24 protein-coding genes are annotated in these 26,227 nt (G+C 70.2%); 16 read left to right on the top strand and 8 right to left on the bottom strand.

Features of this window, described 5'->3' with window-relative positions:
• Positions 1 to 88: 88 nt before the first annotated feature.
• Together AC1DNF_RS23340 and AC1DNF_RS23335 are read left to right on the top strand one after the other, a co-directional pair.
• On the top strand, positions 89 to 1,030 hold the full coding sequence (locus AC1DNF_RS23340) for an ABC transporter permease (RefSeq protein ID WP_478151017.1): 942 nt from the start codon (positions 89 to 91) through the stop codon (positions 1,028 to 1,030).
• A 2-nt stretch (positions 1,031 to 1,032) separates the two neighbouring features.
• Complete coding sequence (locus AC1DNF_RS23335; protein WP_478151016.1) at positions 1,033 to 2,649, top strand: ABC transporter ATP-binding protein; 1,617 nt, start codon at positions 1,033 to 1,035, stop codon at positions 2,647 to 2,649.
• On the opposite strand, the gene AC1DNF_RS23330 is transcribed toward AC1DNF_RS23335, so the two are convergent.
• Positions 2,589 to 3,188, bottom strand: coding sequence for a winged helix-turn-helix transcriptional regulator (locus AC1DNF_RS23330; protein WP_478151015.1), 600 nt, complete (start codon positions 3,186 to 3,188; stop codon positions 2,589 to 2,591). The genes AC1DNF_RS23335 and AC1DNF_RS23330 overlap by 61 nt on opposite strands.
• 110 nt (positions 3,189 to 3,298) lie before the next feature.
• On the opposite strand from AC1DNF_RS23330, the gene AC1DNF_RS23325 reads away from it, so the two are divergent.
• Positions 3,299 to 4,492, top strand: a complete 1,194-nt coding sequence (locus AC1DNF_RS23325) for an MFS transporter (protein WP_478151014.1) — start codon at positions 3,299 to 3,301, stop codon at positions 4,490 to 4,492.
• Positions 4,493 to 4,499: 7 nt separating this feature from the next.
• Here the strand turns inward: AC1DNF_RS23325 and AC1DNF_RS23320 are convergent, their stop codons facing one another.
• Both AC1DNF_RS23320 and AC1DNF_RS23315 read right to left on the bottom strand, forming a co-directional pair.
• Positions 4,500 to 5,549, bottom strand: a complete 1,050-nt coding sequence (locus AC1DNF_RS23320; protein ID WP_478151013.1) for an alpha/beta fold hydrolase — start codon at positions 5,547 to 5,549, stop codon at positions 4,500 to 4,502.
• Positions 5,550 to 5,720: 171 nt separating this feature from the next.
• Entirely contained in the window at positions 5,721 to 5,918 is a 198-nt protein-coding gene (locus AC1DNF_RS23315; RefSeq protein ID WP_478151012.1) for a hypothetical protein, read from the bottom strand.
• 215 nt (positions 5,919 to 6,133) lie between these two features.
• Between AC1DNF_RS23315 and AC1DNF_RS23310 the strand changes: the two genes are divergently transcribed.
• Entirely contained in the window at positions 6,134 to 9,142 is a 3,009-nt protein-coding gene (locus AC1DNF_RS23310) for a hybrid sensor histidine kinase/response regulator (protein ID WP_478151011.1), read from the top strand.
• A gap of 67 nt (positions 9,143 to 9,209) precedes the next feature.
• Positions 9,210 to 9,935, top strand: a complete 726-nt coding sequence (locus AC1DNF_RS23305) for a response regulator (RefSeq protein ID WP_478151010.1) — start codon at positions 9,210 to 9,212, stop codon at positions 9,933 to 9,935.
• Positions 9,936 to 10,022: 87 nt separating this feature from the next.
• On the opposite strand, the gene AC1DNF_RS23300 is transcribed toward AC1DNF_RS23305, so the two are convergent.
• Entirely contained in the window at positions 10,023 to 11,741 is a 1,719-nt protein-coding gene (locus AC1DNF_RS23300; RefSeq protein WP_478151009.1) for an alkaline phosphatase D family protein, read from the bottom strand.
• Positions 11,742 to 12,137: 396 nt separating this feature from the next.
• Here AC1DNF_RS23300 and mnmH point away from each other — a divergent pair, with 396 nt between their 5' ends.
• The 6 genes from mnmH (at position 12,138) to AC1DNF_RS23270 (ending at position 18,590) form a co-directional block, all read left to right on the top strand.
• The gene (gene mnmH / locus AC1DNF_RS23295; protein WP_478151008.1) at positions 12,138 to 13,205 is read left to right on the top strand and encodes a tRNA 2-selenouridine(34) synthase MnmH; all 1,068 of its coding nucleotides are present in this window, start codon (positions 12,138 to 12,140) and stop codon (positions 13,203 to 13,205) included.
• Positions 13,192 to 14,556, top strand: coding sequence for a chloride channel protein (locus AC1DNF_RS23290; RefSeq protein WP_478151007.1), 1,365 nt, complete (start codon positions 13,192 to 13,194; stop codon positions 14,554 to 14,556). The genes mnmH and AC1DNF_RS23290 overlap by 14 nt, the downstream gene beginning before the upstream one ends.
• 182 nt (positions 14,557 to 14,738) lie before the next feature.
• A complete protein-coding gene (locus AC1DNF_RS23285; RefSeq protein WP_478151006.1) occupies positions 14,739 to 15,929 on the top strand; it encodes a pyridoxal-phosphate-dependent aminotransferase family protein in 1,191 nt (396 codons plus the stop codon).
• 58 nt (positions 15,930 to 15,987) lie between these two features.
• Entirely contained in the window at positions 15,988 to 16,191 is a 204-nt protein-coding gene (locus AC1DNF_RS23280; protein WP_478151005.1) for a hypothetical protein, read from the top strand.
• Positions 16,192 to 16,257: 66 nt separating this feature from the next.
• Complete coding sequence (locus AC1DNF_RS23275; protein WP_478151004.1) at positions 16,258 to 16,878, top strand: flavin reductase family protein; 621 nt, start codon at positions 16,258 to 16,260, stop codon at positions 16,876 to 16,878.
• A 59-nt stretch (positions 16,879 to 16,937) separates the two neighbouring features.
• Positions 16,938 to 18,590, top strand: a complete 1,653-nt coding sequence (locus tag AC1DNF_RS23270) for a tetratricopeptide repeat protein (RefSeq protein WP_478151003.1) — start codon at positions 16,938 to 16,940, stop codon at positions 18,588 to 18,590.
• Between the two features lie 46 nt (positions 18,591 to 18,636).
• Here the strand turns inward: AC1DNF_RS23270 and AC1DNF_RS23265 are convergent, their stop codons facing one another.
• Both AC1DNF_RS23265 and AC1DNF_RS23260 read right to left on the bottom strand, forming a co-directional pair.
• On the bottom strand, positions 18,637 to 19,785 hold the full coding sequence (locus tag AC1DNF_RS23265; protein ID WP_478151002.1) for a CapA family protein: 1,149 nt from the start codon (positions 19,783 to 19,785) through the stop codon (positions 18,637 to 18,639).
• Positions 19,782 to 20,432 (bottom strand): phosphoribosyltransferase, encoded by a 651-nt coding sequence (locus AC1DNF_RS23260; RefSeq protein ID WP_478151001.1) that lies wholly within the window; start codon positions 20,430 to 20,432, stop codon positions 19,782 to 19,784. The genes AC1DNF_RS23265 and AC1DNF_RS23260 overlap by 4 nt, the downstream gene beginning before the upstream one ends.
• A gap of 118 nt (positions 20,433 to 20,550) precedes the next feature.
• Between AC1DNF_RS23260 and AC1DNF_RS23255 the strand changes: the two genes are divergently transcribed.
• Positions 20,551 to 20,796 carry a hypothetical protein gene (locus AC1DNF_RS23255; RefSeq protein ID WP_478151000.1) on the top strand — a complete coding sequence of 82 codons (246 nt, stop codon included), beginning with the start codon at positions 20,551 to 20,553 and terminating at the stop codon, positions 20,794 to 20,796.
• On the opposite strand, the gene AC1DNF_RS23250 is transcribed toward AC1DNF_RS23255, so the two are convergent.
• Positions 20,786 to 22,216: an RtcB family protein gene (locus tag AC1DNF_RS23250; protein ID WP_478150999.1), complete on the bottom strand. Its 1,431-nt coding sequence runs from the start codon at positions 22,214 to 22,216 to the stop codon at positions 20,786 to 20,788. The two genes, AC1DNF_RS23255 and AC1DNF_RS23250, sit on opposite strands and share 11 nt — an antisense overlap.
• A 2-nt stretch (positions 22,217 to 22,218) precedes the next feature.
• Entirely contained in the window at positions 22,219 to 22,713 is a 495-nt protein-coding gene (locus AC1DNF_RS23245; RefSeq protein WP_478150998.1) for an archease, read from the bottom strand.
• A 131-nt stretch (positions 22,714 to 22,844) separates the two neighbouring features.
• Here AC1DNF_RS23245 and AC1DNF_RS23240 point away from each other — a divergent pair, with 131 nt between their 5' ends.
• The 4 genes from AC1DNF_RS23240 (at position 22,845) to AC1DNF_RS23225 (ending at position 26,225) form a co-directional block, all read left to right on the top strand.
• Positions 22,845 to 23,153, top strand: coding sequence for an ATP-binding protein (locus tag AC1DNF_RS23240; RefSeq protein WP_478150997.1), 309 nt, complete (start codon positions 22,845 to 22,847; stop codon positions 23,151 to 23,153).
• A gap of 21 nt (positions 23,154 to 23,174) precedes the next feature.
• Positions 23,175 to 23,918: an ATP-binding protein gene (locus tag AC1DNF_RS23235; protein ID WP_478150996.1), complete on the top strand. Its 744-nt coding sequence runs from the start codon at positions 23,175 to 23,177 to the stop codon at positions 23,916 to 23,918.
• A gap of 263 nt (positions 23,919 to 24,181) precedes the next feature.
• Positions 24,182 to 25,015 carry an alpha/beta hydrolase gene (locus AC1DNF_RS23230; RefSeq protein ID WP_478150995.1) on the top strand — a complete coding sequence of 278 codons (834 nt, stop codon included), beginning with the start codon at positions 24,182 to 24,184 and terminating at the stop codon, positions 25,013 to 25,015.
• A gap of 292 nt (positions 25,016 to 25,307) precedes the next feature.
• Entirely contained in the window at positions 25,308 to 26,225 is a 918-nt protein-coding gene (locus AC1DNF_RS23225; RefSeq protein ID WP_478150994.1) for a LysR family transcriptional regulator, read from the top strand.
• The last annotated feature ends 2 nt before the right edge of the window (positions 26,226 to 26,227 follow it).

Raw genomic sequence — 26,227 nt, 5'->3', positions numbered from 1 at the left:
GGCAAAGCCGGTTCCGCGGTATCCCCGGCATGGTGCCACGCCGGATTCATGCGTCGCGGGGCGCGGCAAACACGATGGAGCAACTGACATGAAATCGACCCTTCTTCCCGCCCCGGTCGCCGCGGCGACATCCGAAGCTCAGGCGCCGCGCCGCCGGCCCCTGTGGCGCCGGGTCACCGCGAACGCGTCGGTGCGCCTGGGCGGCGGCACCCTCTGCGTGCTGATCGCGATGGCCATCCTCGCGCCATGGCTCGGCACCATCGACCCCACCGCCATGGACCCGGGCAGCGGCAACCTGCTGCCGGGCACCCGCGGCGAATTCAACAGCCTGAGCGGCGATGTCATCCGGCACTGGTTCATCATGGGCACCGACAGCCTGGGCCGCGACATCTGGAGCCGCGCGCTCTACGGCGCGCGGGTGTCGATCACCGTGGGCATCGCCGTGGCGCTGCTCGCGCTGGCGGCGGGGCTGGTGGTCGGCCTGGTGGCCGGCTTCTTCCGCGGCTTCGACAGCGTGGTCATGCGCCTCATGGACGGCGTGATGGCGATCCCGGGCATCCTGTTCGCTGTCAGCCTGGTGGCGCTGTTCGGCGGCACGCTGGCCACCGTCGTCTTCGCGATCGCGGTGCCCGAGATTCCGCGCGTGGCCCGGCTGGTGCGCTCGGTCGTGCTCGGCGTGCGCGAGGAGCCTTATGTCGAGGCCGCCATCGCGCTCGACACGCCGACCTGGAAGCTGATGCTGCGCCACATCATGCCCAACGCCATCGCGCCGCTGATCGTCCAGGGCACCTATGTGTGCGCCACCGCCATCCTGGTGGAGGCCATTCTGTCCTTCCTCGGCGTGGGCCTGCCCGCCGAGATGGCGACCTGGGGAAACATCATGGCGGAGGGACGCTCGCAGTTCAACCAGTTCCCGCACAACGTGCTGTTCCCCGGCATCTTCCTGGCCCTGACCGTGCTGTCGGTCAATGTGATGGGCGATGGTCTTCGCGACACGCTCGACCCGAAATTCAACAAGCGCGGGAATTGAACATGTCCATGCCTCCAGTGCTTTCCGTGCGCGATCTCGCGATCTCGCTTCCGCCCGGCGCGGACCGCCCGCATGCCGTGCAGGGCATCTCCTTCGACGTCGCGCCCGGGCGGATCGTGTGCCTGCTCGGCGAGTCGGGCTCGGGCAAGTCGATCATCGCCAACGCGGTGATGGGTCTGCTGCCCGCCGCGCTCGTGCCGACCCGCGGCTCCATCCAGCTGCAGGGCAGGGAGCTGATTGGCGCGGCGCAGTCCGACTTCCGCGCCCTTCGCGGCCCCTCGATGGCCATGGTGTTCCAGGAGCCGATGACCGCGCTCAATCCCGTCATGACCTGCGGCGACCAGATCGACGAGATGCTGATGCGGCACGTGAAGATGGACCGGCCCGCGCGCCGCCGCGCGATCCTCGACATCATGGCGCGCGTGCGCCTGCCGGAGCCGGAGCGCATCTACGCGTCATACCCGCACCAGCTCTCGGGCGGCCAACGGCAGCGCATCGTGATCGCCATCGCGCTGATCCTCAAGCCCGCGCTGCTGATCTGCGATGAACCCACCACCGCGCTGGACGTCACGACGCAGGCGGAAATCCTCAAGCTGATCCGCGAACTGCAGACCGAGAACGGCACGGCGGTGCTGTTCATCACGCACGATTTCGGCGTGGTGGCCGAGATCGCCGACGAGGTCGTCGTGCTCCAGCTGGGCCGGATGATCGAGCGCGGCGACAAGCACCAGGTGCTGACGCAGCCGCGCGAGCCCTACACGCGCATGCTGCTGGCGGCGGTGCCCGAACTCGCGACGAGCGCGCGGCCGCCGGTGGCCGACGGCCCCGCGCTGCTGGAGGCGAAGCAGGTCAGCAAGACCTACGTCACCGGCTCGTGGCCCGGCAGGCGCAGGCAGGTTCGGGCCGTCCACGAAGTCTCGCTCTCGGTGCGGGCCCGGGAGACGGTGGGCATCGTGGGCGAATCGGGCTCGGGCAAGTCGACCGTGGCGCGCTGCATCGCGCGCCTCATCGAGCCGAGCGCCGGCGACATCCACGCCAACGGGCGCTCGGTGGCGCACCTGCGCGGGCGCATGCTCTCGCCGTTCCGGCGCGACGTGCAGATGATCTTCCAGGACCCGTACCGCTCCCTCAATCCGCGCCAGACCGTGGGCGCCTCGATCATCGAGGGGCCGCTCAACTTCGGTGTGCCGCATGCGCAGGCCTGGAAGCGCGCCGAGGAGCTGATGCGCCTCGTGCGGCTCAAGCCCGAAGTGCTGCGCCGCTATCCGAGCGAGTTCTCGGGCGGGCAGCGCCAGCGCATCTCGATCGCGCGCGCGCTCGCCTGCGAGCCGAAGATCCTGGTGGCGGACGAGGCGGTGTCGGCGCTCGATGTCTCGGTGCAGGCGCAGATCCTCGACCTGCTCGATGAGATCCAGCGCGCCACCGCCGTCGGCATCCTCTTCATCACGCACGACCTGCGCGTGGCCAGCCAGATCTGCGACCGCGTGATCGTCATGCACCAGGGGCGCATCGTGGAACAGGGTCCGGTGGCGGAAGTGTTCAGCGCGCCGCAGCAGGACTACACACGCCGCTTGCTGGCCGCCGCGCCGGGACGCGGCTTCGCCTTCGCGCGTTCCTGAGGAGCGGCGGGAGCCGGCGCCGTCGCCGCCGCGGCGCCTGTTCCGAGGATGATGCGGTTGCGGCTCGCGACCACGTCGCGCGTGCTGTCTGCCGCCAGGTCGGTGGCCTCCAGCCGGATGTCCCGGAAGCCGAGGACCGGGCCGCCCTCCGAGCGCGGCCCCATCCATTCCACCGGCTTGCCGGTGTGCTCGTCGACCAGGCGGGTCGGCCCGCCCTCGCCGGTGCCGGCCCAGCGGTCGCCCCACTGCAGCAGCGCCACCAGCACGGGGTAGAGCGCCTCGCCCTTGGGCGTGAGCTGGTATTGGAAGAAGCGTTCGCCTTCGCCCACCGGCACCTTGGCGAGGATGCCCTGTTCGCACAGGTGGTTCAGGCGCTTGGTCAGCACATTGCGGGCGATGCCCAGGCGCCGCTGGAACTCGTCGAAGCGGCTCGTCCCCAGCGTGCATTCGCGCACGATGAGCAGGCTCCACCACTCCCCGACCTGGTCCAGGGCGCGGGCGATCGAGCAGTCGAATCCGGTGAAGGTCTTTCGGTACATGGGAGGGTTCTATCACTTTCGAGTTGCGTGACGCAACTACCTTGCGTTATAGTTTCGTCAAGCAACTATGTTTCAACGCCTTGCGCACGCAAGGACCAGGAGTAACCCCGATGGATCGCCGCCTCATCGTTCTCGCGCTCGGCATGTTCGCCATCGGCACCGACAGCTTCGTGGTGGCGGGCATCCTGCCGCTGGTGTCGCATTCGCTGAACGTGTCCGTCGCCCTCGTCGGCCAGATGGTCACGCTCTACGCCATTTCCTATGCGCTGCTGTCGCCCGTCGTGGCTGCCCTGGCGGCGCACTGGCCGCGCAAGCGGCTGCTCCTGAGCGGGCTTGCCGTGTTCATCGTCGGCAACGTGATGACGGCGCTGGCGCCCACGCTGGCGCTGGTCTTCGCCAGCCGACTGGTGGCCGGCCTCGGCGCCGCCATGTTCAGCCCGACGGCCACCGCCACCGGCGCCTCGCTGGTGCCGGCGGAGCAGCGGGGGCGGGCGCTTGCCATCGTCATCGCCGGCCTGACCAGCGCGACCGCGCTCGGCTCGCCCATCGGCACCGTCCTGGGCGGTCTGGGCGACTGGCGCGTCACGATGTGGTTCGTCTCCGCGCTGGGCCTGGCCTCCGCGGTGGGCATCTGGGCGCTGCTGCCGCAGGTGCCTTCGCCGCCGCCGGTGAGCCTGCGCGAGCGGCTGGCGCCGCTGGCCGACGGCCGGGTCGCGCTGACCCTGCTGACCACGCTCACAGCCTACGGCGGGCTGTTCATCGTCTACACCTACGTGGGCGTGACCTTCGACAGGGTGACCCACGGCGACGGCAACGTGCTGGCCGCGCTGCTCTTCGTCTGGGGCATCGCCGCCACGGCGGGCAACATCATCGCGGGCCGGCTCACCGACAGGCTCGGCAGCCGGCGCATCATCAACGCCGCGATCCTGCTGGCCGCCGTCGACTTCGCGCTGCTGCCCTGGAGCAGCGCGCACCTCGCGACGGCGGTGCTCGCGCTGGTCGTCTGGGGCGTCTGCGGCTGGGGCCTGCTGGTGCCGCAGCAGCATCGCCTGCTGGGCATCGCGCCCACGATGGCGCCGCTGCTCATGGGCCTGAACTCCGCGGCCATCTACATCGGGGTCTCGGTGTCGGGCGTCCTGGGTGCCTTCGGCGTCACCTTCATCGACAAGTACCACCTGGGCCTGTTCGGCGCCTTCTTCATCGCCATCGCGCTCGGGCTGGCGGAGCTGGCCTACCGGCGCATCGCCCGGCGCGTCGCGAGCACGGCCGCCGTGCCCGGGCCGGCCGTGCTGGGGCGCACCTGAACGCGCGTCAGCGACGCGCGGAGGCGAGCGTCCAGACCGCGTCGGCAAAGGCCTGCGGCGCTTCCTGCGGAACGTTGTGGCCGGCATTCACGATCAGGTGCGTGCGCGGGCCGCTGAACTTCGCGGCGTAGGCCTTGCCATCGGTGGCCGGCGCGATGCCGTTGGAGCTCCCGTCCATGGTGATGGCGGGAACCGGGATCACCGGCGCCGTGGCCAGCCGCTTCTCGTATTCGTCGTACTTCGATTGGCCCTGCGCGAGGCCCAGGCGCCAGCGGTAGTTGTGAATCACGATCGCCACGTAGTCCGGGTTGTCGAAGGATTCGGCGGCGCGGTTGAAGGTGGCGTCGTCGTAGTTCCACTTCGGCGAGTTGGTGGTCCACAGGATTCGCGCGATGTCGCGCCGGTTCGCCGTCAGGCCCTCGACGCCGCGCTCGGTGGCGAAGTAGTACTGGTACCACCAGTCATGCTCGGCCTTCGCGGGCAGCGGGTGCTTGTTGGCCGCGAGGTTGGTGATGATGTAGCCGCCTGCCGACAGCATGCCCAGGCAGCGCTCGGGCCAGAGCGCCGCGAGAACGCAGGCCGTGCGCGCGCCCCAGTCGTAGCCGACCATCACGGCGCGGTCGATCCCGAGGGCATCGAGCAGGGCGATCTGGTCGAGCGCCACCGAGGCCTGCTGGGCGTTGCGCGGCGCCGCGGCGTCGAGGAAGCGCGTGCTGCCGTGTCCGCGCAGGTGGGGCACGATCACGCGGCAGCCCTTGGCCGCGAGGATCTGCGCGACGTCGGCGTAGCTGTGGATGTCGTAGGGGTAGCCATGCATCAGCAGCACCGGAATGCCATCGGCCGGCCCGGCCTCGTAGTAGCCGACATCGAGCTCGCCGGCCTTGATCTGCCTGATCGGTCCGAGCTTCTGCAAGGGGGCGGGGGCGCCGGCGGCGGGCTTCGCGGGGGGGCTGTTTTCGGCGTGGGCAACACCCGCGAATGCCAGCTCGGCGACAGCGAGGCTTGCGGCCGCGCTGCCCAGGAAATTTCGGCGTTGACGATTGACTTCTTCGGTCATGTGCGTTCCTTTGGATTCGGTTGAGGATCTGATCGCCCGGCCGCGCGAGGGTGCGCGGCCGGCGACGGGTCCATTGGATTGGCGGCATGTATGCGGGGTGTGTCATGCGGGGGGCCTTCTTGTATGCGCGTGTACATGGGCCGCGGCCGATACACGGGCATACAAAGCGGCTCAGCTGGAGGCCATCAGCGCAGCCATCAGGTAGCCCGTCAGGTGCCCCAGCGCCTGCCCGAGCCCGGGCCGGCAGGCCAGCAGCGGGCGCGACAGGGGCGTGCGCAGCTGCCACGGCAGGATCACCAGCAGGGCGCGCAGGCGCCAGTAGGCGTGCCCGAGCCGGGCGAAGGGCAGGGACTGCGAAAGGGCGGACATCGACGGCTGCACGGCTTGCTCCTGGGACTCGCGGCCCCATGCCGGGACCAATGAGGCAGAGCTTCGAAGGCGCCGGTATCCGCCGCATGTCCCGCGGCGGCGCGAAGGTAGCGGTTTCGCTGCGCGTTCCCGCCCGTGCAACCCTGATGTATCCGCCGTGTATCGGCGGGGAAATCACGGCCCCGGGCCGGCGCGCGCCGGCCTAGACTGGCGCCATGCGCGACGCTGCATCGACATCGACGATGACGACGACGGACACGGCGGCGGCGGCCCGCCTGTCGGCGCAGCTCCAGTCGCTGCGCCGGGTGGCGCTGGCGGTCGCGCACCCGGGCGGCCCCGGCCTGTTCGACACGCTGGTGCACGAACTCGCCGAGGCGCTCGATGCCGCCGTGGTCTGCATTGCGGTGTTCGACGACGACAACCCCGGCTCGCTCCAGACGCTGGCCGCGAGGGTCGACGGCAGGGTCATTTCCAGGTACGAGCACCCCATCGAAGGCAGCGCCTGCGCGCTGATCGTCGCCCACGAGTTCCGCTACCTGGCCGGCGGCCTGGCGGCGGAGTTCGCATCGGACTCGCCCTTCGCCGCCGCCGGCATGGACTCGTATGCCGCCTTCCCGCTCAGCGACAGCGCGGGCGCCGCGCTGGGCCTGCTGGTCGCGATGGGCCGCGAGCCCATCGCCGCGGGGGATGCCGCGCATGCGGAGGCGATGCTCAAGATCGTTGCCGGCCGCGCGGCCGCCGAGATCGAGCGCACGCGCACCGACGAGGTGCTGCGCTCGACGGCGCTCGCCGTGTCGAGCGCGCGCAGCGGCACGGTGTTCGGCGAGCTGGTGAAGCTGCTCGCCACCCTCCTGCATGTCGAGATCGCCTTCGTCGCTCGCTACGAGGAGGGGGAGCCGGAGCAGCTGCACATGCTCGCCATGTACCAGGATGGCCAGCTGCAGTGCAACCTGAGCTATCCGATCGCCGGCACGCCCTGCGAGACCGTCCTCGGCCAGCAGTACCGCGCCTATCCGGACGACGTGCAGGCCCGCTTTCCCGACGACGACGACATCAAGACGCTGTGCGCCGCCGCCTATGCGGGCTACCCCCTGCTCGCGCTCGACGGCAAGCCGCTGGGCATCATCAGCGTCATCTCGCGCAAGCCGCTGGCGCAGGCGGACCGCGTGGAATCCATGCTCAAGATCTTCGCCGTGCGCGCCGCCGCCGAAGTCGAGCGCCTGGCCGCGAGCGAGGCGCTGCAGCATTCGGAGGCGAGCTACCGGGCGATCTTCGACACCGCGGAGGACGCGATCTTCATCCACGACTGGAACACCGGCGAGATCATCGACGTCAACCCCAAGGCCTGCGAGACCTACGGCTACAGCCATGCGGAGCTGATCCGCCTGTCCCTGGCCGAGATCAGCTCCGGCGTGCCGCCCTACACCGGCGAGCAGGGCATGCGCATGATCGAGCAGGCCAAGCTCGGCCCCTGCGCGCCCTTCGAATGGCACAGCCGCCACAAGGACGGCAGCATGCACTGGGACGAGGTGCGCCTCAAGCCCGCGACGCTCGGTGGCCAGCGCCGCATCCTCGCCTTCACCCGCGACATCACCGAGCGGCTGGAGCGCGAGCGCGCGCTGCAGCGCAGCGAGGCCCGGTTGCGCGCCACCGTGGAGGCGGCCTTCGACTGCGTGATCGACATGGACGGCCAGGGCCGCATCGTCGAGTTCAATGCCGCCGCCGAGCGTGTGCTGGGCTTTCGCCGCGAGGATGTGCTCGGCCGGCCGCTGGCCCAGGTGCTCATTCCCGAGCGTCGCCGCGAAGCCCACCGGCGCTGGCTGCGGGAGTATCCCGAGACCGGCACCGGCCCGATGCTGGGGCGGCTGGTGGAGACCACGGCGCTCACCGCCAGCGGCGCGGAGATCCCGGTCGAGCTGGCGGTCAGCGTGGCGGAGGCGCCCGAGGGCAGCATCTTCGTGAGCCACCTGCGCGACATCAGCGCGCGCCGCACGGCCGAGACCGCGCGCACCGCCCTCGAGGCGCAACTGCGCCAGGCGCAGAAGATGGAGGCGATCGGCCAGCTCACCGGCGGCATCGCGCACGATTTCAACAACATCCTCACCAGCATCATCGGCTACCTCGTGCTCGGCGAGGAACGCGCCGAGGCCATCGCCGACGCGGCGCTGGTCCGGCAGCTGGGCCAGGCCCATCTCGCGGCGCAGCGCGCCCGCGACCTTATCGCGCAGATGCTGGCCTTCGCGCGGCGCCAGCGCGGAGACCGCCGCGTGATCGACATGGCGCCGCTGGTGCAGCAGACGCTGCGGCTGTTGCGCGCGACGCTGCCGTCCTCGGTGGTGCTGGAGGGCAGCGGCGACGCGCTCGACGCCGTCGTGGAGGACGACGCGCTGTCGCCCTGCGTCACCGCCGATCCGGTGCAGCTGGAGCAGGTGCTCTTCAACCTCTGCATCAACGCCCGCGACGCGCTCGATGGCGCCGGCCGCATCCAGGTCAAGCTGCGCACGCACGACCGCGCGGGCTGGCAGTGCGCGTCCTGCCGCGCGCTGGTCGGCGGCGGGCCTTGGGTCGAGCTCAGCGTCGCCGACAGCGGCTGCGGCATCGCGCCCGAGCTGCTGGAGCGCATCTTCGACCCCTTCTTCTCGACCAAGGCCCCGGGCCGCGGCTCCGGCATGGGCCTGGCGATGGTGCACGGGATCGTCCATGACCACGGCGGGCACGTGCGGGTGCGCACCCAGCCGGGCGTCGGCTCGGTGTTCTCCGTCACGCTGCCGCGCGCCGCCTCGGCGGCCCACCCGTCCGCCGCACCGGTGGCCCGCAGGGCGGCCGCGGCGCCCGCCCTGCGCGGCCGTGTGCTGGTGGTGGAGGACGATCCGATGGTCGGAGACTTCCTGGTCGAGCGGCTCGCGAGCTGGGGCCTGGAGGCTCGGCTCCAGCGCGAGCCGCTGGAAGCGCTGTCATGGCTGGAAGACCCGGCGCACGACGCGGCGCTGCTGATCACCGACCAGACCATGCCGCAGATGACGGGCCTGCAGCTGGCCTCGCGGGTGCGCGCCCTGCGCCCCGAGCTGCCGGTGCTGTTGGTCAGCGGCAACGCCTCGATCTTCGACGCCGAGGAACTCGCGCGCGGCGGCGTGCGCGCGGCCCTGGCCAAGCCGATCGATGCCGAACGCCTGCGCGCCGTGCTGTGCGACGCGCTCGGGGCCGGGGCCGGCGCCGCCGCCTGAGGCCGTCGAAGACCCCGCGCGGCGAGCGGGTTGTGCGGCAGGCCGCCGCGGCGGCAGAATCCGTCGCATGACCCAGCACACGCGCGTGTTGATCGTCGACGACGACCCGTCCGTCCGATCGATGCTGCGCGAGTATCTCCAAGGCCACGGCTACGCCATCGGCGAGGCCGACAGCGGGACGCAGATGCGCGCGCGCATCGAGCACGAGCTGCCCGACGTCGTGCTGCTCGACATCCGCCTGCCGGGCGAGGACGGCCTGGTGCTCGCCAAGTACCTGCGCGAGCGCTATGACCTCGCCATCATCATGGTGACGGCCTCCGGCGACGTGATCGACCGTGTGGTGGGCCTGGAGGTCGGGGCCGACGACTATCTGGCCAAGCCCTTCGACCCACGCGAGCTGCTGGCCCGCCTGAAGAGCGTGCTGCGCCGCGTCCAGGCCCGGCCGGCGGCCGGGGCGCCGGCCCAGGCAGGCGCCGGGCCCGGCCGCCAGCGCTTCGGCCGCTGCGAGCTCGATGTCGGCGCGCGTCGCCTGTTCGATGCTGGAGGCGAAGAGGTCGCCATGACCGCGATGGAGTTCGACCTGTTGCGTGTCTTTCTTGCCAACCCGAACCGGGTGCTGTCGCGCGACCAGCTGCTCGTGCACACCCGCAACCGCGAATGGGAGCCCTTCGACCGCTCCATCGACATCCGCATCGGCCGGCTGCGGCGCAAGGTCGAGCCCGACCCCGGGGGCGAGCCGCGCTGCATCCGGACCGTGCGCAACGCGGGCTACATGTACGTGCCGCAGTCCTGAGCCGGCGAGCCGGCGAGCCGGCGTGCGTCGTGCGTCGTGCGGGGGGCCGCGCCGCATTGGCGCTTCATGGAATGGCGGCAGCCTCGTCTACACGGGGAGCACGTCGAGATTGGCCACGCCCGGCAAGGCGTGCATGCTGCGGGCGACGCGCGCGGAATAGGCGTGGCTGAAGACGGTGCTGATCTCCGTCCAGTCGGCGCGCGCCTCGGCCGGCGTGAGCGTGAGCGTGAGGTAGCCTCGATGGGTGGTCTCCGCGTAGCGCAGGTCCTTCACCATCCTGGGGAAGGCATCCGTCAGGACCGGACCGGAGATGAAGGGCAGCAGGACTTCGAAGCCCGGCGAGCTGACCGATGCGGTCGCGAACTCCACGCCGACGCGCTGCCCGCTCGCATCGGTCAGGTTGCTGGCCCACGCGTTGTGGGTGTCGCCGGCGACCGAGACGAGGTTCTTGCCCATGGAGCGGGCCGCCGCCAGCACGGTCTCGCGCGCCGCGGGGTAGCCGTCCCAGGCGTCGAGGTTGTAGGGAACGGTGCGCTGGTTCAGCAGGGCCCGCTGGCTGTCGCTGCGCAAGGCTTCGGGCGTCGACTGCGCCAGCAGGAATTCGCTGAGCGTCTCCAGCGTGAAGGCGCTCGCGACGCTCAGCGGGATCTCCATGCGTGCCATCAGCACCTGTTGACCGAGCACCTGCCAGGTCGCGCCGGAGGCGGCCATGCGCGCCGTGAGCCAATCCGACTGTTCGGCGCCCATCAGCTGCCGCGTGGGGCTGGCGGCCGCGCCGTTGAGATACTGATCCAGCGTGACCTGCTGGTCGCGCGCGATCAGCCGGGTGTCGAGCATGTGCAGCGAGACGAGATTGCCGAAGTCGAAGGAGCGGTAGATCTTCAGCGTGTTGGCGGGATCGGGCAAGCGGATGGGCAGCCACTCCTCGTAGGCCTGCACGGCGGCGGCCCGGCGCGCCGTGAAGCTTCCTTCGGTGGCCGGGTCGTGGTTTCCCGCGCCGCCCGACCACGCATTGTTGGCGAGGTCATGGTCGTCCCACACGGCGATCACCGGCAGGCTGGCGTGGAACGCGGCCAGGTCCTTGTCGGTGCGGTATTGCGCGTGGCGCTGGCGGTAGTCGTCGAGCGTCAGAAGCTCGTGCGTCGGCTGCGACTCGCGGTCGAAGGCGATGGCCAGCTGCGACGCGTAGCCGAGCAGGCCGTACTCGTAGATGTAGTCGCCCACGTGCAGGGCGAGGTCGATGTCGGTGTGCTTCGCCACCTCGGCGTACACGTTGAAGTAGCCCGCCGGAAAATTCGCGCATGAGAGCACCGCCATCCGCACTTGCGACACGTTGCCCACGGGCAGCGTCTTCGTGCGCCCCGTGGGCGACGGTTCCGCGCCCAGGTAGAAGCGATAGAAGTAGACGCTGGAAGGCTGCAGGCCGGTGGCGTCGACCTTGACGGTGTGATCGCGCTCCGGTCCCGTGCTGGCCGTGCCGCGCGCCACGATGACGCCGAAGTTCGAATCGCTGGAGACTTCCCAGGCGAGATTGACGGTGCCGGGGCTCGCCACCGTGACGCGCGTCCACAGGATCACGCGGTCGGCCATGGGGTCGCCGCTCGCGACGCCGTGCATGAAGGAGGTGGCCGCGCCGCCCGGTGGCGTGCCGCCGCCGCCCGAGCCGCCGCCGCCGCAGGCCGATACACCGATGCCGGTGCCGGCGAACATCGCGTAGAGGACTGCGCCGCGGATGAAGGATCGGCGCGACGGCTCGGGCGCCGCTGCGAGGATGTCGGACAGTTCGGTGCCAGTGCGTTCGCCCATGAAGGATTCCCTCGCCCGACAGCGGGTGGCGCAAGCTCGCGTGCCTTTGACCGTGTCGGTTTCTGGGCCCGATTGGAGGGGGCGGCGCGCCCCGGCACCGTAGGCCGATGCTGCGCCCCGGGGTCAGCCAGGGGCCGACGTGGCGAGATCGCGAATGCCGCCCGCGGCGGTGGTGCCACGCGCCCGCGCGGCCGCCGGCAAGGCCGGCGCAACGACGCCTCGCGGCGCGCGTGCCAGAATCTCGCCCAGCAAGCCGGGGGCGTTCTTGCATCCGCAGCCGCCCCCGTGTGAACAACGTGCAAGGGCGATCGGTTCCATGATGGTGAGACAAAAGGCGTGGCGTCGTGCCGGCGGGCATGGCGCCGGCCGGGCGCATTCCGGTGCGGGGGCGCGCCCATGACGCAACGCGGACCGGCGCGCGTGGCCGATTTCCACGCCTTCGATGTGCTGATCGATGCGCGCTCGCCGGCCGAGTTCGCGCTCGACCATATCCCCGGCGCCATCAACTGCCCGGTGCTCGACGACGAGGAGCGCCGCATCGTCGGCACGCTCTACAAGCAGCAGGGCGCCTTCGAGGCCCGACGCGTGGGCGGCGCCATGGTGGCGGCGAACCTGGCGCGCCATCTGCGCGAGCGCTTCGCGGACAAGCCCGCCGGCTGGAAGCCGCTGGTCTACTGCTGGCGCGGCGGCATGCGCAGCGGCTCGATGGTGACCTGGCTGCGCCTGGTGGGCTGGGACGCGCAACAACTCGCCGGCGGCTACAAGAGCTTCCGCCACCATGTGCTGGCGCAGCTGGAGGCGCTCTGCCCCAGGCTGGAGCTGCGCGTGATCTGCGGCGCCACCGGCAGCGCGAAGACGCGCATCCTGCAGGCGCTGGCCGAGCGCGGCGCGCAGGTGCTGGACCTGGAAGACGCCGCCCGCCACAAGGGCTCGCTGCTGGGCGCGCTGCCCGGCGTCGCGCAGCCCTCGCAGAAGGCCTTCGAGACGCGCATCGCCACCGTGCTCGAATCCTTCGACCCATCGCGCGTCGTGTATGTGGAAGGCGAGAGCGCCCGCATCGGACGGATCTCGCTGCCGATGACGCTGGTGGCGCGCATGAGGGCCGCAGCCTGCATCGAGATCGACGCCACGCCGCAGGCGCGGCTCGACTATCTGCTGCGCGACTATGCCTACCTGGGCGACGACCGCGAAGCGCTCGCGACGCAACTGGGCCTGCTCAAGGAACTCCAGGGCAAGGAGACGGTGCAGCGCTGGCAGGCCTGGGCGCGCGGCGGCGAGCTGCCGAGCCTGTTCGCCGAGCTGATGGCGATGCACTACGACCCGCACTACACCCGTTCGCAGGAGCGGCATTTCATGCAATGGGCGCAGCGTCGCTCGCTCGCGGCCACCGACCTGTCGGACGCGGGAACGGCGGCCCTGGCGGACGCCGTGCTGGCGCTCGAGCGGCAACGTGCGGCCTGCTAAGGACCCCGGGGCGAATGCCGCGGGCCGCCTGCGCCCGGCCGCGCGCACCCTGCATTTCTGGTTCTGGGCCGCGGTGGCCGGCGCCTTGTCCGCGGCGGCCGTGGTGGGGTTCCGCTGGCTCACGCAGCAGGTCGAATGGCTCGCCACCGGCCATGCCGGCGGCCTGGTGGAAGCGGCGCGCAGCCTCTCGCCCTGGCACCGCGCCCTGGTCTGCACCCTGGGCGGGCTGCTGGCCGGCGGCGTGCTGCAGGCCGGCACGGCGTGGGCGCGGCGCGGCCCGCGCGGGGATGTGAATCTCGACTACCTCGATGCCGCGCGCGCCGGCGAGGCGCGCCTGAACGACCGCACCACCTTCGCTCGCAGCGTGTCGGCGCTGGTCTCGGTCGGCACCGGGGCCTCGATCGGGCGCGAGGGGCCGATGGTGCAGATCGCCGCATGGCTCGCATCGTGCCTGGCGCGCCTGCTGCCATTGACGGCCGAGCAGCGCAATGCGCTCATGGTCTGCGGCATCGCCGCGGGCATCGGCTCGGCTTACCACGCGCCGGTCGCGGGGGTGGTCTTCGTGCTGGAACTCGCGCTCGGCTTCTTCGCGCGCAGCACGGTGGCGCCGGTGCTCATTGCCTCCGCCACCGCGAGCTCGCTCATCTACTGGCTGGTCGAGCCGGCGCCGCTCTACGCCATGCCGGCCACGGTGGTCGCGCCGACCAGCCTCGGCCTGGCGCTGGCCACCGGTGTGCTGTTCGGCGGCCTGGGCTGGCTGCTGCTGGGCCTGCTCGAGCGCACGCGCGCGCTCTTCGCGCGGGTGCACTCGCTCACGCTGCGCCTGGGGCTGGGCGGCTTGCTGGTGGGCCTGCTCTCGGCGGCGGTGCCGGAGGTCTGGGGCAACGGCTACAGCGTGGTGTCGCGCGTGCTGCAGGGCGACCTGCTGTGGCAGGCGCTCGCCTTCGTGCTCATCGCCAAGGTCGCGGCCACCGCGCTCAGCGCGGGCAGCGGCGCCATCGGCGGCGTGTTCACGCCCTCGCTCTTCGTCGGCGCGGCGGCGGGCAGCACGCTGGCGCAGATCGCGGCGCTGTGGCTGCCCGCCTCGATGGTCGGCGACCCGCGCGTGCTGGCCGTGATCGGCATGGCCGCGGTGCTCGCGGCGGTCACCCATGCCCCGCTGATGGCGATCGTGATGGTGCTGGAGATGACCAACCAGTTCCAGCTGGCCGTGCCGGTCATGCTGGCGAGCGGTGTGGCCTACGCGATCAGCACGCGATTCGGCGTGCGGCCGCTCTACGGCAACCCCATCGAGGCGCCGGACCAGCCGCCCGGGCGGCCGAAGGAAGGCAGCAGTCCCCGCGATCCGTGAAGGGGTCGCGCGGCGCCCGGTCTTCATCCTGCGACGCGACAGGCAAAAAAAAGCCCGCCGAAGCGGGTGAAGGGCAGCCCCTTGTGGAGGGAGGGAGGAGGAGAAGAGCGGGCTGCCGGGAAGCAGTGTCCGTGGCGGGTCTTAGGTGAAACTTAAGCCGGCCCCAGCGCTTAGGATGGCGCATGAACGACGCCGCACGCCTTCCCGGTCACCGCTTTCTGCATTCCCCCGGCCCGAGCCGCGTGCCCGACGAAGTCCTGCACGCCATGAGCCGGCAGCCCATGGATCTGGGCGATCCGCGCGTGGACCGGTGCATCGCGGCCTGCGAAGGCGGGTTGAAGCGGCTGCTCCATGCCGAGGCGTCCGATGTCTTCCTCTACGCCGCCAACGGCCATGGGGCCTGGGAGGCGGTGCTCGCCAACCTGGCGGCGCCGGGCCGGTCGGTGCTGGTCGCGGGCACGGGCCATTTCTCGGAGTCGTGGGCGGTGCAGGCCGAGGCGATGGGCGTCGCCGTGCGCCGCACGCCGTGGGTCGAGGGCCTGCCCATCGACCCGGCGCAGGTCGAGGCCGTGCTGCGCGAGGACGTGGCGCGCGAGATCGTCGCGGTGTTCGTCGTCCACACCGACACGGCCAGCGGCATCACCAGCGACCTGGCCGGTTTGCGCGCGGCCATCGACCGCAGCGGCCATCCGGCCCTCTTCGTGGTCGACGTCGTCGCCTCGCTCGCGGCCGCACCCTTCGCGATGGATGCCTTGCGCGTCGACGTGGCCGTGGGCGCCAGCCAGAAGGGGCTGATGGTGCCGCCGGGGCTGGCCTTCGTCGCGGTCGACGCGGCGGCGATGGAGGTCTCGCGCGCCAACCCCGCGCCGCGCTACTACTGGGACTGGCGCGCGCGGCAGAGCCCGCTGTCGTACCGCAAGTTCTGCGGCACGCCGCCCCAGAGCCTGCTGGCCGGACTGGAGGCATCGCTCGCCTTGATCTTTCGCGAAGGCCTGCCGCAGGTGTTCGCGCGCCACCGGGCCCTTGCCGACGCCGTGCATGCGGCGGTCGCGTGCTGGAGCGAGGGCGGGGCGTTGGGCTTCTTCGCCCAGGTGCCCGCGACGCGCTCGGTGTCGGTGACGACCATCGCGGTCGGGCCCGGCATCGACCCCGAGGCGATCCGTGGCGTGGCGCGGGAGCGCTTCCAGGTGGCCATCGCCGGCGGTCTCGGGCCGCTCGCGGGCCGGGCCTTTCGCATCGGCCATCTGGGAGACATGAACCCGGCCATGATTCTCGGCTGCCTCGCCGGCGTCGAAGCGGCGATGACGGTGCAGGGCGTGCCCTTCGGCCGCGGCGGCGTCGATCGCGCGATCGCGCGGCTGGCCTCGGGCTGAGGCGGCGGGTGGGAACGAAGCCGGTGGGGTCGCCCGCGAATTGCGACAGAATGCGTCGATGAAATTTCTCGCTTGCCTTGCCCTGGTCCTGGCGGTTGCCGGCTGCAACTCGCTTCCCAACGAAGTCGTCCCACTGCGCGACGGCCAGCTGCGCGCCTCGACGTGGTTCCAGGCCGACGCGTACTGCCGGAAGAAGGGGGCGACCCTTCACACACTGGGCAACGCGCCGGCCCAGGAGGGTGTCCTGTTTCGATGTGACTGACGCCCCGGCCTTCGGCATCGGCCGCTTCGCGGCGAGGCCCTTGCCAAATACCGGAGACTGATGCCGATGACGGACGACTTCCACTTCTACGAGCCCCGCCTCGGGACCGGGTTGCCGCACGACCCCTTCAACGCGATCGTCGGGCCGCGGCCGATCGGCTGGATCGCGTCGCGCGCCGCCGACGGGGCCTTGAACCTCGCGCCTTACAGTTTCTTCAACGGCTTCAACTACAAGCCGCCGATCGTGGGTTTTTCGAGCATCGGCTACAAGGACACGGTGCGCAACATCCAGGAGACGGGCGAGTTCGTCTGGAACCTGGCCACACGCCCGCTGGCGGAGGCGATGAACCAGACCAGCGCCTCGGTGCCGCCGGAGGTCGACGAGTTCGCCCTGTCGGGCCTGACCCCGGTGCCCTCGCGCGTGGTGAGCGTGCCTCGCGTGGGCGAGAGCCCGGTGTCGCTCGAGTGCCGGATGACGCAGTGCATCCGGCTCCAGGCCGCCGACGGCACGGCGGTCGATTCGTGGTTGACCCTCGGCGAGGTCGTTGCCGTGCACATCTCGAAGGCGCTGCTGCGGGACGGCATCTACGACACCGCCGCCGCGCGGCCCATTCTTCGTGCCGGCGGGCCGGCCGACTACTTCGAGATCGGAGCCGACACGCTGTTCAGGATGCGGCGACCGAAGTAGGCCGGCCGCTCATTCGAGGCCGTGGCAGATAATCCGCCACCACCCTTCCTCCCAGAACAATGAAGCCAGATATCGACGCCTTGAAGAAGACTTTCAGGGAGGGCCGGCACGCTGAAGCCATCGCCGAATGCGAAGCCTGGTGCCTCCAGGCGCCCGCGCATGTCGAGCTCAAGCGCCTGTGCGCCATGATGCATGCGCTGGTGCGCAACTACGCCCGATCGCTCGAATTGCTACAGCAGGTTCGCCAGCAGGGCCCGGAGAACGCCGACCTGCTGTTCAACATCGGGACGTGCCAGAGGGAGCTGAAGGATTTCAAGAGCGCGGCGGAGTCCTTCAGGATCTATACCGAGAAGTTTTCGGCGCATCCGGATGGCTGGGCCAGCCTGGCCGACAGCCGGTACCGGTTGAACGCGTTCGATGCGGGCATCGCGGCGGCCGACCGGGCCATCCAGCTCGACCCTCGCTCGGTTCCCGCATGGACCGCCCGTGGAAACTGCCAGTCGTCGCTCGGGCGCCTCGACGATGCATTGGCCAGCTTCAACCAGGCCATCCTGCTTGCGCCGGAGGTCGCCGAATTGAGGGTTCATCGGGGTGACACGCACGACAGCCTCGGCGACCCGCAGCGGGCCGCCGCGGATTACACGGCGGCGCTGGCCCTGGCGCCGAACGACGGCCCGACCCTGGAGAAGGCCACCCTGTGCCTGCTGCAGCTGGGCCGGGCCGAAGAGGGCATCCAGCTCTGCCGCGAGATCTTGAAAGTCCATCCGGACAGCCTCACGGCCAGGCTGGGCGCGGAGTGGTTGTTGAGCAAGCTCGTTCCGCTCTGGCATGTGTCGATGATGAACGAGCACGAGCGCAACCTCGCCTACCACGAAGGCCTGAAATCGGTCGTCACGCCGGACAAGCTCGTGTTCGAGATCGGGACGGGCTCGGGCCTTCTCGCGATGATGGCCGCGAAGCTCGGGGCGCGGAAGGTGGTCACCTGCGAGGCGGTCCGCCTGGTTGCCGACACCGCATCGAAGATCATCGAGCGCAACGGGCTCCAGGACCGGATCGAGGTCCTGGCAAAGCCCTCGTACGCGGTCCAGCTGGAGAAGGACCTGCCGGCGAAGGCGGACATCCTGGTCCACGAGATCTTCTCCAGCGAGCTGCTGGGGGAGCATGTCCTTCCGGCGATCGAGGATGCCAAGGCCCGCCTGCTCAAGCCGGGTGGGGAGATCCTGCCGTCCGCGGCCAGCATCATGATCGCGCTGGTCGGTGGCGATGAGCTCGGAAGAGAGCTTCATGTCGAGGAGGCCTTCGGGTTCGACCTGCGCCTGTTCAACGCCATTCATCCGAAGAAGCACCCGATTCATCGGGAGGACCTGCCTCGCATCCTGCTGTCCGGCGACATCGAAGCCTTCCGCTTCGACTTCCGCAAGGCATCGAGCTTTCCCGCCGAAAACAAGCGCCTCGCGCTGACCGCGGTTCAGGGCGGCCTTTGCTACGGGGTGATTCAATGGATCCGCTTCGAGCTCGGCGCCGGCCTCGTGTTCGAGAACCACCCCACGCGGCGTCGGCCGGTGGCGAACTGGCAGCAGACGATCTATCGCTTCGACGAGCCGCTTCGCCTGGAGGAGGGCGCGGTCGTCGCGGTCGATGCCATGCACGATCGGTCCAGGCCCTGGTTCGACCTTGCGAAGGATGGGCACGCGGCAAGGCCCAGGCCTTAGCAGCCGACGGCCACCGGTCCGCGCCGCGAGCGCGCGGGGATCTTCTTCACCAGTCCAGGAGGAGTGCGTCCGCCTGCCGGGTCACTTGCGTGCCCAGCACCCGTCCTTCCCGGCCGAGAGTCTCCTGCAGCCATGCGGCGCCTTCCTCGGGCGCGCGCTCCAGTCGGAAACGCCGCATGCGCATCGGCACCAGGCTCAGCCGGTGCAGGCGGCCCGTTGTACGCTCGACCTCGGGAAAATACATCAGCGACAGTTCGGAGCGGAACGCTTCATAGCCGCCGATGCCCTCGTAGTCGTTGATCAGGTCGCCGGAGCCATACAGGATGAGCTTGCCGCCGTGGACCTCGATGCCCTTGACGTGGTGCGAGGAGTGGCCATGGACGATGTCTGCCGCGCCCGCGTCGATCAAGCCGTGCGCGAAGGCACGTTCCTCGGGCGGAATGCCGAAGCCCCAGTTGCCGCCCCAGTGCACCGACACGACCACGATGTCCCCTGGCTGCCTGTGTCGCGCGATCTCGGCGGCCACCCGCTGCGCCGCGCGCGCGGACGGCGCGTCCAGGTAGTTGACGCCGCTGCGTCGCCCGGTGGCGGCCCAGTCCGCGCTGACGCCGCTGTCCGGGGTGGCGAAGGCGAACAGCAGCAGCCTGGCCTGCCCCTCCAGTTCGAAGACGGCCGGCGCCGCGGCCTCCCGCGCGTTGCGCCCGGCGCCGGCCGTCCGGATGCCGGCCGAATGCAGGGACGAGAGCGTCTGCTCGAGCCCCGCGGGGCCCCAGTCCAGGACGTGGTTGTTGGCGAGGACACAGCAGTCGATGCCGGCTCGCGTGAGGCAGGGCAGGTTGTCCGGATTCATGCGGTAGTGGATGCCCTTGCCCCTTTGCCAGTCCTCGCGGGTGGTCACGGCCGTCTCCAGGTTCACGATGCGCACGTCGGGGCGCCGCGCCCGCAGGACCTCCAACGCATCGCCCCAGGGGTAGCCGAAGTCCAGCCCCCGTCCGATCGGGCCCGATGCCTCCTCGGCAAGCTCGACATAGCGGGTCGCCGTGTGCACCCACGACTCGAACAGGTGCGGATTGCAGGGGTGCGGCAGCACCTGGTCGATGCCGCGACCGGTCATGACATCGCCACTCAGGAACAGGCGCAGCCGCGTCCCCTTGCCCCCGCCTTCGACGCTCTGCGCGCGCGGGTCGCCGGTCACGGCGAGGGCTTGCCCCGGGCAGCGGCGTCGGCGAGCAGGCGGATCGCCTCTTCGTCCTCGACCTGGTCGAAGCTGCGGTAGAACTGCCCGACGGCGTAGAAGTCCTCGGGCGCACCGAGGCATACGACCTCGTCGGCCAGCGGGCGCACCAGGGCGAGGCTGTCGCGGGATGCCACCGGCACCGCGCACACGAGCGTCGCCGGCTTGCGGGCGCGCACCGCGTGCAGGGCGGCGATCATGGTCGCGCCGGTGGCGAGGCCATCGTCCACCACGATGGCGACGCGGCCCGCAGGGTCGATCGGCGGGCGGCCGGGCGTGTACCGGCGGCGCCGCTCGCCCAGCACGTCGAGCTGGTGGCGCTTCTCTTCCTCGATGTAGGCCTTGTCCGCGCCGGCGGCATGCGCATGCGGCGCGAGATAGGCCCATCCGCTTTCGTCGACGGACCCGACGGCGAACTCCGGCGAGCCGGGCGCCCTCAGCTTCCTGACCAGCACGACGTCGAGATCGCCATCCAGCCGCTGGGCCAGCCGGTCGCCCATCGGCACGGCGCCACGAGGGATGGCCAGGATCAGTGGATGGCGGCCACGGTAGGCCTGCAGTGCTTTGGCAAGCCGCTCGGCGGCATCAAGGCGGTCGGCGAAGATCATGGCTTCATCCTCCAGGACGCGTCGGCACGCGTCGGCAGCGCCATGATCGCGCAGCGCGCATGAAGCTCGTTTGCGCCCGATCAAGGGAGCACGGGATCGGCGCGACTATGGTGCCCCCATGGCCCACACACACATCCCCGGCGACCACCTCCAGGTGGGTGCCCCCGACCCTGAGCGGGAAACCTCGCCCATCCTCGACGACGACGAGAAGGAAGACATCGAGCCTGAAGGCCCGGGCGGCTATTGCCAGTTCAACGGCGTCGTCTTCCAGATCGGAGCGTACGTGCTCAGCGGCAGCGAACTGCTGCGCTGCGAGGCACCGGGCTTGTGGGTGCGCGAGGGCGAACTGCGGACTAACCCTTGATGCAGATGCGCGGGCGCAGGCGCGCCACCTTGCGCGCCAGCCCGGCCTCGTCGGCCGCATCCACCACGGCGGCGACATCCTTGTAGGCACCGGGCGCTTCTTCGGCGACGCCGCGCGGGGAGGGGCTGCGCACGAGGATGCCCTGCGCCTCCAGGTCGGCCACCACCCGAGGGCCCTCCCAGTGCTTCAGGGCCTCGTGCCGGCTCATGGCGCGTCCCGCCCCGTGGCAGGCCGAGGAGAAGGCGAGCGACTCCGACTGCGGCGTGCCGGCCAGCACGTACGAGCTGGTGCCCATGGAGCCCCCGATCAGCACGGGCTGGCCCGCCGCGCGCAGGGATTCCGGCAGATCGGGGTGGCCCGGGCCGTAGGCGCGCGTGGCGCCCTTGCGATGCACGAAGAGCTCGCGCGGCTGCCCGTCGACGCGGTGCTCTTCCATCTTGCAGGTGTTGTGCGACACGTCGTAGAGCAAGGGCAGCTGCGCCGCGGGACAGATCCGGGCAAAGATCTGCCGCACCAGGTGCGTGAGGATCTGGCGGTTGGCCAGGGCGCAATTGATCGCCGCCCGCATCGCACCCAGGTAGCGCTGGCCCAGGTCGGAGTCCAGCGGCGCGCAGGCCAGTTCGCGCTCGGGCGGAAGGATGCCGTAGCCTGGCGCCGCCTCGGCCATCAGGCGCAGGTAGTCGGTGCCGATCTGGTGTCCCAGGCCGCGAGAGCCGCAGTGGATCATCACGACGATGTCGCCCTGCTTCAGTCCGAAGGCCTGCGCGGTGGACGGCTCGAAGATCTCGGTCACTTCCTGGACCTCCAGGTAGTGGTTGCCGCTGCCCAGGGTGCCCATCTCCTCGCGCTGGCGCTTCCTGGCCAGGTCCGACACGAAGCCGGGCTTGGCATGCAGCATCTGGCCGCGTTCCTCGATCCGCTCCAGGTCTTCGGGCATTCCCCATCCTTGCCCGACCGCCCAGCGGGCGCCGCCGGCCAGCATGTCGTGCATCTGCGCCTGGTTGAGGCTGATCGCACCGCGGCTGCCCATGCCCGCGGGCACGCCGGCAAAGAGGGCGTCGGCCAGTCGATGCTGGACCGGCAGGATCTCGCCGAGCGTCAGCCCGGTGCGCAGGCAGCGCACGCCGCATGAGATGTCGAAGCCCACGCCGCCGGCGCAGACCACGCCATCCTGCCGCGCGTCGAACGCGGCCACGCCGCCGATGGGGAAGCCGTAGCCCCAATGGGCATCCGGCATGACATACGAGGCCCGGACGATCCCCGGCAGGCAGGCCACATTGACGGCCTGCTCTTGCGCCTTGGCGTCCATGTCGCGAACTAGGGACTGCGAGCCGTAGACGATCACCGGCACCTTCATCTTGCCCCGCGCCGGAATCTCCCATTCGCAGGGGCCGAGCCTTGTCAGCGATGCGGTGTCCATGGTCAGACATCCACGACGGTCTGGGCCAGCCAGCCGCCGTCGGCGGTGCGGGCCACGCGCAGCGCGGTGTAGGTGGCCCCCTTGACCTCGACCGCCGGCTGGTGCCGCCGGACCGACAGGGGCTCGCCGCTTGCCGTCGCCGAGAGCCGGCCGCCCTGGAGATCGACATGGAAGCGGCCGAACAGCATGCGTCGGGCGGACATCTCGCTCACGATGGCATTGAGCCACGCGACCAGGAGCAGCTCTTCATTGTCCGACTCGCAGACGATGGGCACGGTCTCGCGCGCCATGACCGTATCGGGGCCGGTGATGACCGCGGTGAGCGCCAGCGCCGCCTGCTCGAAGGCCGCGGCCGGGGTCGGCCCATAGCCGCGCACGCCGATGTCGGCGCCATGGTCGAAATGCTCCCAGCGTTCGCGCGCCGGCAGGCATGCCGGGTCTGCCTCGGGGCCGGCCTCGGACGGTCTGGCGGCTGGAACAGCACCTGTGAAATTCATGGAAAGCCTCCCGGCGACAGCCTGGGTTCGACCCGCAGGCGATCGACTGTATGCGCAACGCCGGTCGGCGCCATGATCCCGATCAAGTCCGGGCCGGATCGAGGCGCCTGCGGGCTGTCATGATTCGACCCATGACCCGCAAGCACGCCGAGGACCCGGACGGGCCGCTTCATCCGCCTGCCCGGCCGCACCGGGCCGGCTGGCTGCCCGTGGTCGACATCGCGCGCTGCACGGGCTGCGGCTGGTGCGTCGCCGCTTGCGATCTCCACCTGCTCAGCCTCGAAGCCGTGCAATGGAACAAGTATTCGACGCTGCACGATGCGGACCGGTGCACGGGCTGCAGCGATTGCGCCGTGACGTGCCCTTTCCATGCGATCACGATGCGAAAGGCTGCGGCGTCGAGGCCTGCGGCACCGGCCCGAGGTCCAGGCAACCCGTAGACGGCTTCTTGATGCGTGTCAATGAACCCGGTCGGCTCACGACCATACTCGCGCGACGCTCAGCGCCAGATGAGCGAGGAGCGGCTCATGGAAGTTTCGCCAGTTGCAGCGTCGGGCCTCGCCGGCGTCATTGAAGGGCCGGCAGCGGCGGCTGTCGCCCGGCATTTCGCGCTCATTCGAAAGATGTTGGCCGGGGTGCTCGACTTCGCGCCTGTGTTTCCGCGCGCCGAGCAACCCGTTGGCTTCGCTGCTCCAACGCGCCGCGCTGAGCGCCTTGACGCCGACGGTGTCGCCGGCGCGGTTGATCTGGACTTGTGCGACTTCCTCGGCGCGTTGGCCAAGCGCATGCGTTCGACGCTGGGGCGACGGATAGACATTGCCATGCACGTCGAGGCGGCATGCCCGGCCTGCCGCGCCGAGCCGCATGCATTGGAGGCCGCCGTCCTCAGCCTGATCAAGAACGCCGGCGATGCAATGCCACGCGGAGGGCAGCTGACTTTCGACATTCGCAGTGGCGCCCTGGCAAATGGTGGACCTGCGGTTTCCATCTCGGTCTGCGACGATGGCGTGGGCATGCGGCCGGAAGTCGCGCAGCACGCCGTGGACCGCTTCTTCACCACCAAGCGCGGCGAACCGCGGGCTGGACTCGGGCTCTGTGCCGTTGAAGATTTCGTGTGCCGGTCAGGCGGCGACATGCGGATGCGCACCCTGGCCGGATTCGGCACCACGGTCACCCTCAATCTTCCGTGCGGAAGCAGCGGCTGATGCGCCTTCTTCGTCGCATGAAGGGGTGAGCGCCAATCAGCGGCGCAGCAGGCCGAACGCGATCTCACGACCCAGGCCGAGGGCCCGGCCGACATTGCCGGCACCGAGGATGGTGATGTTCATGGCGTGCTCCCGACAGCGAGGTGGGGAGGGTGATGGAAGCAATCATCGGACGCTCCTCGTTCGACTGCAAAATGGTCGACTTTCGCGCATGGGCGCCATGGTCTGCGCCCGCACCCTGGCCTTTCCTCCCGGAGCAAACCTTGTCATCCAGAGTCTCTCGCGTCGCACTATCGGCTTCGGCAGCCGCCCTTGGCGCCATCGCGACCTATTGGACCCTCCTCGCGACACGCCAGGGACACATCCTGTTCAACGTCGGCAAGCATCCCGTCGTTCATCTGTCCGACGAGTTTTCCACGTACTCGCACACCGTGCCGGGCGGCATGGTCCGCGGCTATGTCTATCACCCCCAGGGCGAGGAGGCGCTGCAGGACCTGTTCATCTATTTCGCGGGCCGAGGCGAGGACGTGCGTGCCACCGCCCAGGCGCTGCACTGGCTGCCGGAGAACTTCGGCTTCGCCGCGCTCAACTACCGGGGCGTGGCCGACTCGCAGGGGCACCCCTCGGAGATCGCCTCCGTCCAGGACGCGACCCAGTTTGCCAACCACCTGCGCCGAGCCTTCCCGCACGCACGCCTGCACGTCGTCGGCCGGAGCCTGGGGACAGGCGTTGCGATCCAGCTCGTGGCGCGGCACGAATTCTCGAGCCTGCAACTGGTCACGCCCTACGACTCGATGCTGGAGGTGGCGAAGAGGCGCTTCCCGCTCGCTCCGCTTTCCCTGATGCTGCGGCACCAGTTCAACTCCCTGGCGCATTCCAGGGAAGTTGCGGCGATCACCCAGGTCCTGCTGGCCGAGCGCGACGATGTCGTGCGGCCGGAGCGCTCGGAGAAGCTCATCGCCGCCTGGCCGACGCCCATCCGCGTGGAGACCATTCCCGGCTCCGACCACTACAGCATCATGGGCCTCGAAGAGACCTGGCTTCATCTCGTCGACTTCGCATTGACGGCCATCCTTTCCGCGCCGAAGGCCGCCTGAGCCGCTGCCGACCCCACGAAATCCCTCGCTGGAGCCCGAAGTCGTGCGCATCCTCCTTGTCTCCGATCTTCACTACGCATTGCCTCAGCTCGATTGGGTGGTCCGGGCGGCGCCGGGACGGCGGTGAGGAAGGGCTCCTGCTCGGCGCCGAGCGCGCGCCCGCGCGATCGCGAGCAGATGTCCTGGCCCGCGACGCGCGCGCCGTGCTCAGACTCCAGGGGTTCCCGACGAGACAGGAAAGGCGCGAGCGGCCCCGTGAGCCGTTCCCATCCGGAAGCCTAGAATTCGAGCGATGCGCGATCTCGACCTCACGACACTCCGGCTGTTCGTCACGGTATGCGACACGCGCAACATCGCGCGCGCGGGCGAGCTTCACCACATCGTCGCCTCCGCCATCAGCAAGCGCCTGTTGCTTCTGGAAGAGACGGTGGGCCACAAGCTCATCGAGCGGCACCGGCGCGGCATCGTGCCCACGAGCGCCGGCGAGATCATGCTCGAACACGCCAGGGCCATGCTGATGGAAGCCGACCGGGTGGCTCGGGACATGGCAGCGTACGGCAAGGGCATCAAGGGGCAGGTCAGGGTGCTGGCGACGGTGTCGTCCATCGCCGAATTCCTGCCGGACGACATCGCGGATTTCCTGCAGGTGCCGGAGCACCGCGACATCCGCATCGACATGGAGGAGGCGCTCAGCCGCGACCTGGTGCGAGGCGTGAGGGAGGGCATCGCGCCGTTGGGCGTATGCTGGGACGCGGCCGACCTGGAGGGATTGCAGACGCGCTCCTACCGGCATGACCGCCTGGCCATCATTGCCCATCCGTCGCACCCGCTGGCCGGCCTGAAGCGCTGCGCCTTCGAGCAGACCCTGGCGTTCGACCACGTCGGACTGCCGGCATCGACCGCGGTGCACACGATGCTGGCGCGCGCCGCCGCCATCATCGGCAACCCCATCAACTATCGCGCCGTGGTCAGCACCTTCGATGCGTCGATGCGCTGCGTTCGCGCCAACCTCGGAATCGCCGTGGTTCCCCGCGAAGTGGCCGAGCCGGTGGCGGGCAGCCTCGGCATCTCGGTCGTGCCGCTGTCGGACCCGTGGGCCAAGCGGGCCTTCGCCCTTTGCTTCCAGGACGAGAAGAAGCTCTCGCCGGCGGCCAGGCTGCTGGTGGCCCACCTGCAGACCCTCGCGAAGGCCAGGGTGAAGACAGGCTGAGC

This window comes from Variovorax sp. 01T432 (assembly GCF_056398605.1).
Note: the sequence above shows the minus strand (reverse complement) of the source record. Positions and strands in the feature narration are given on the sequence as shown.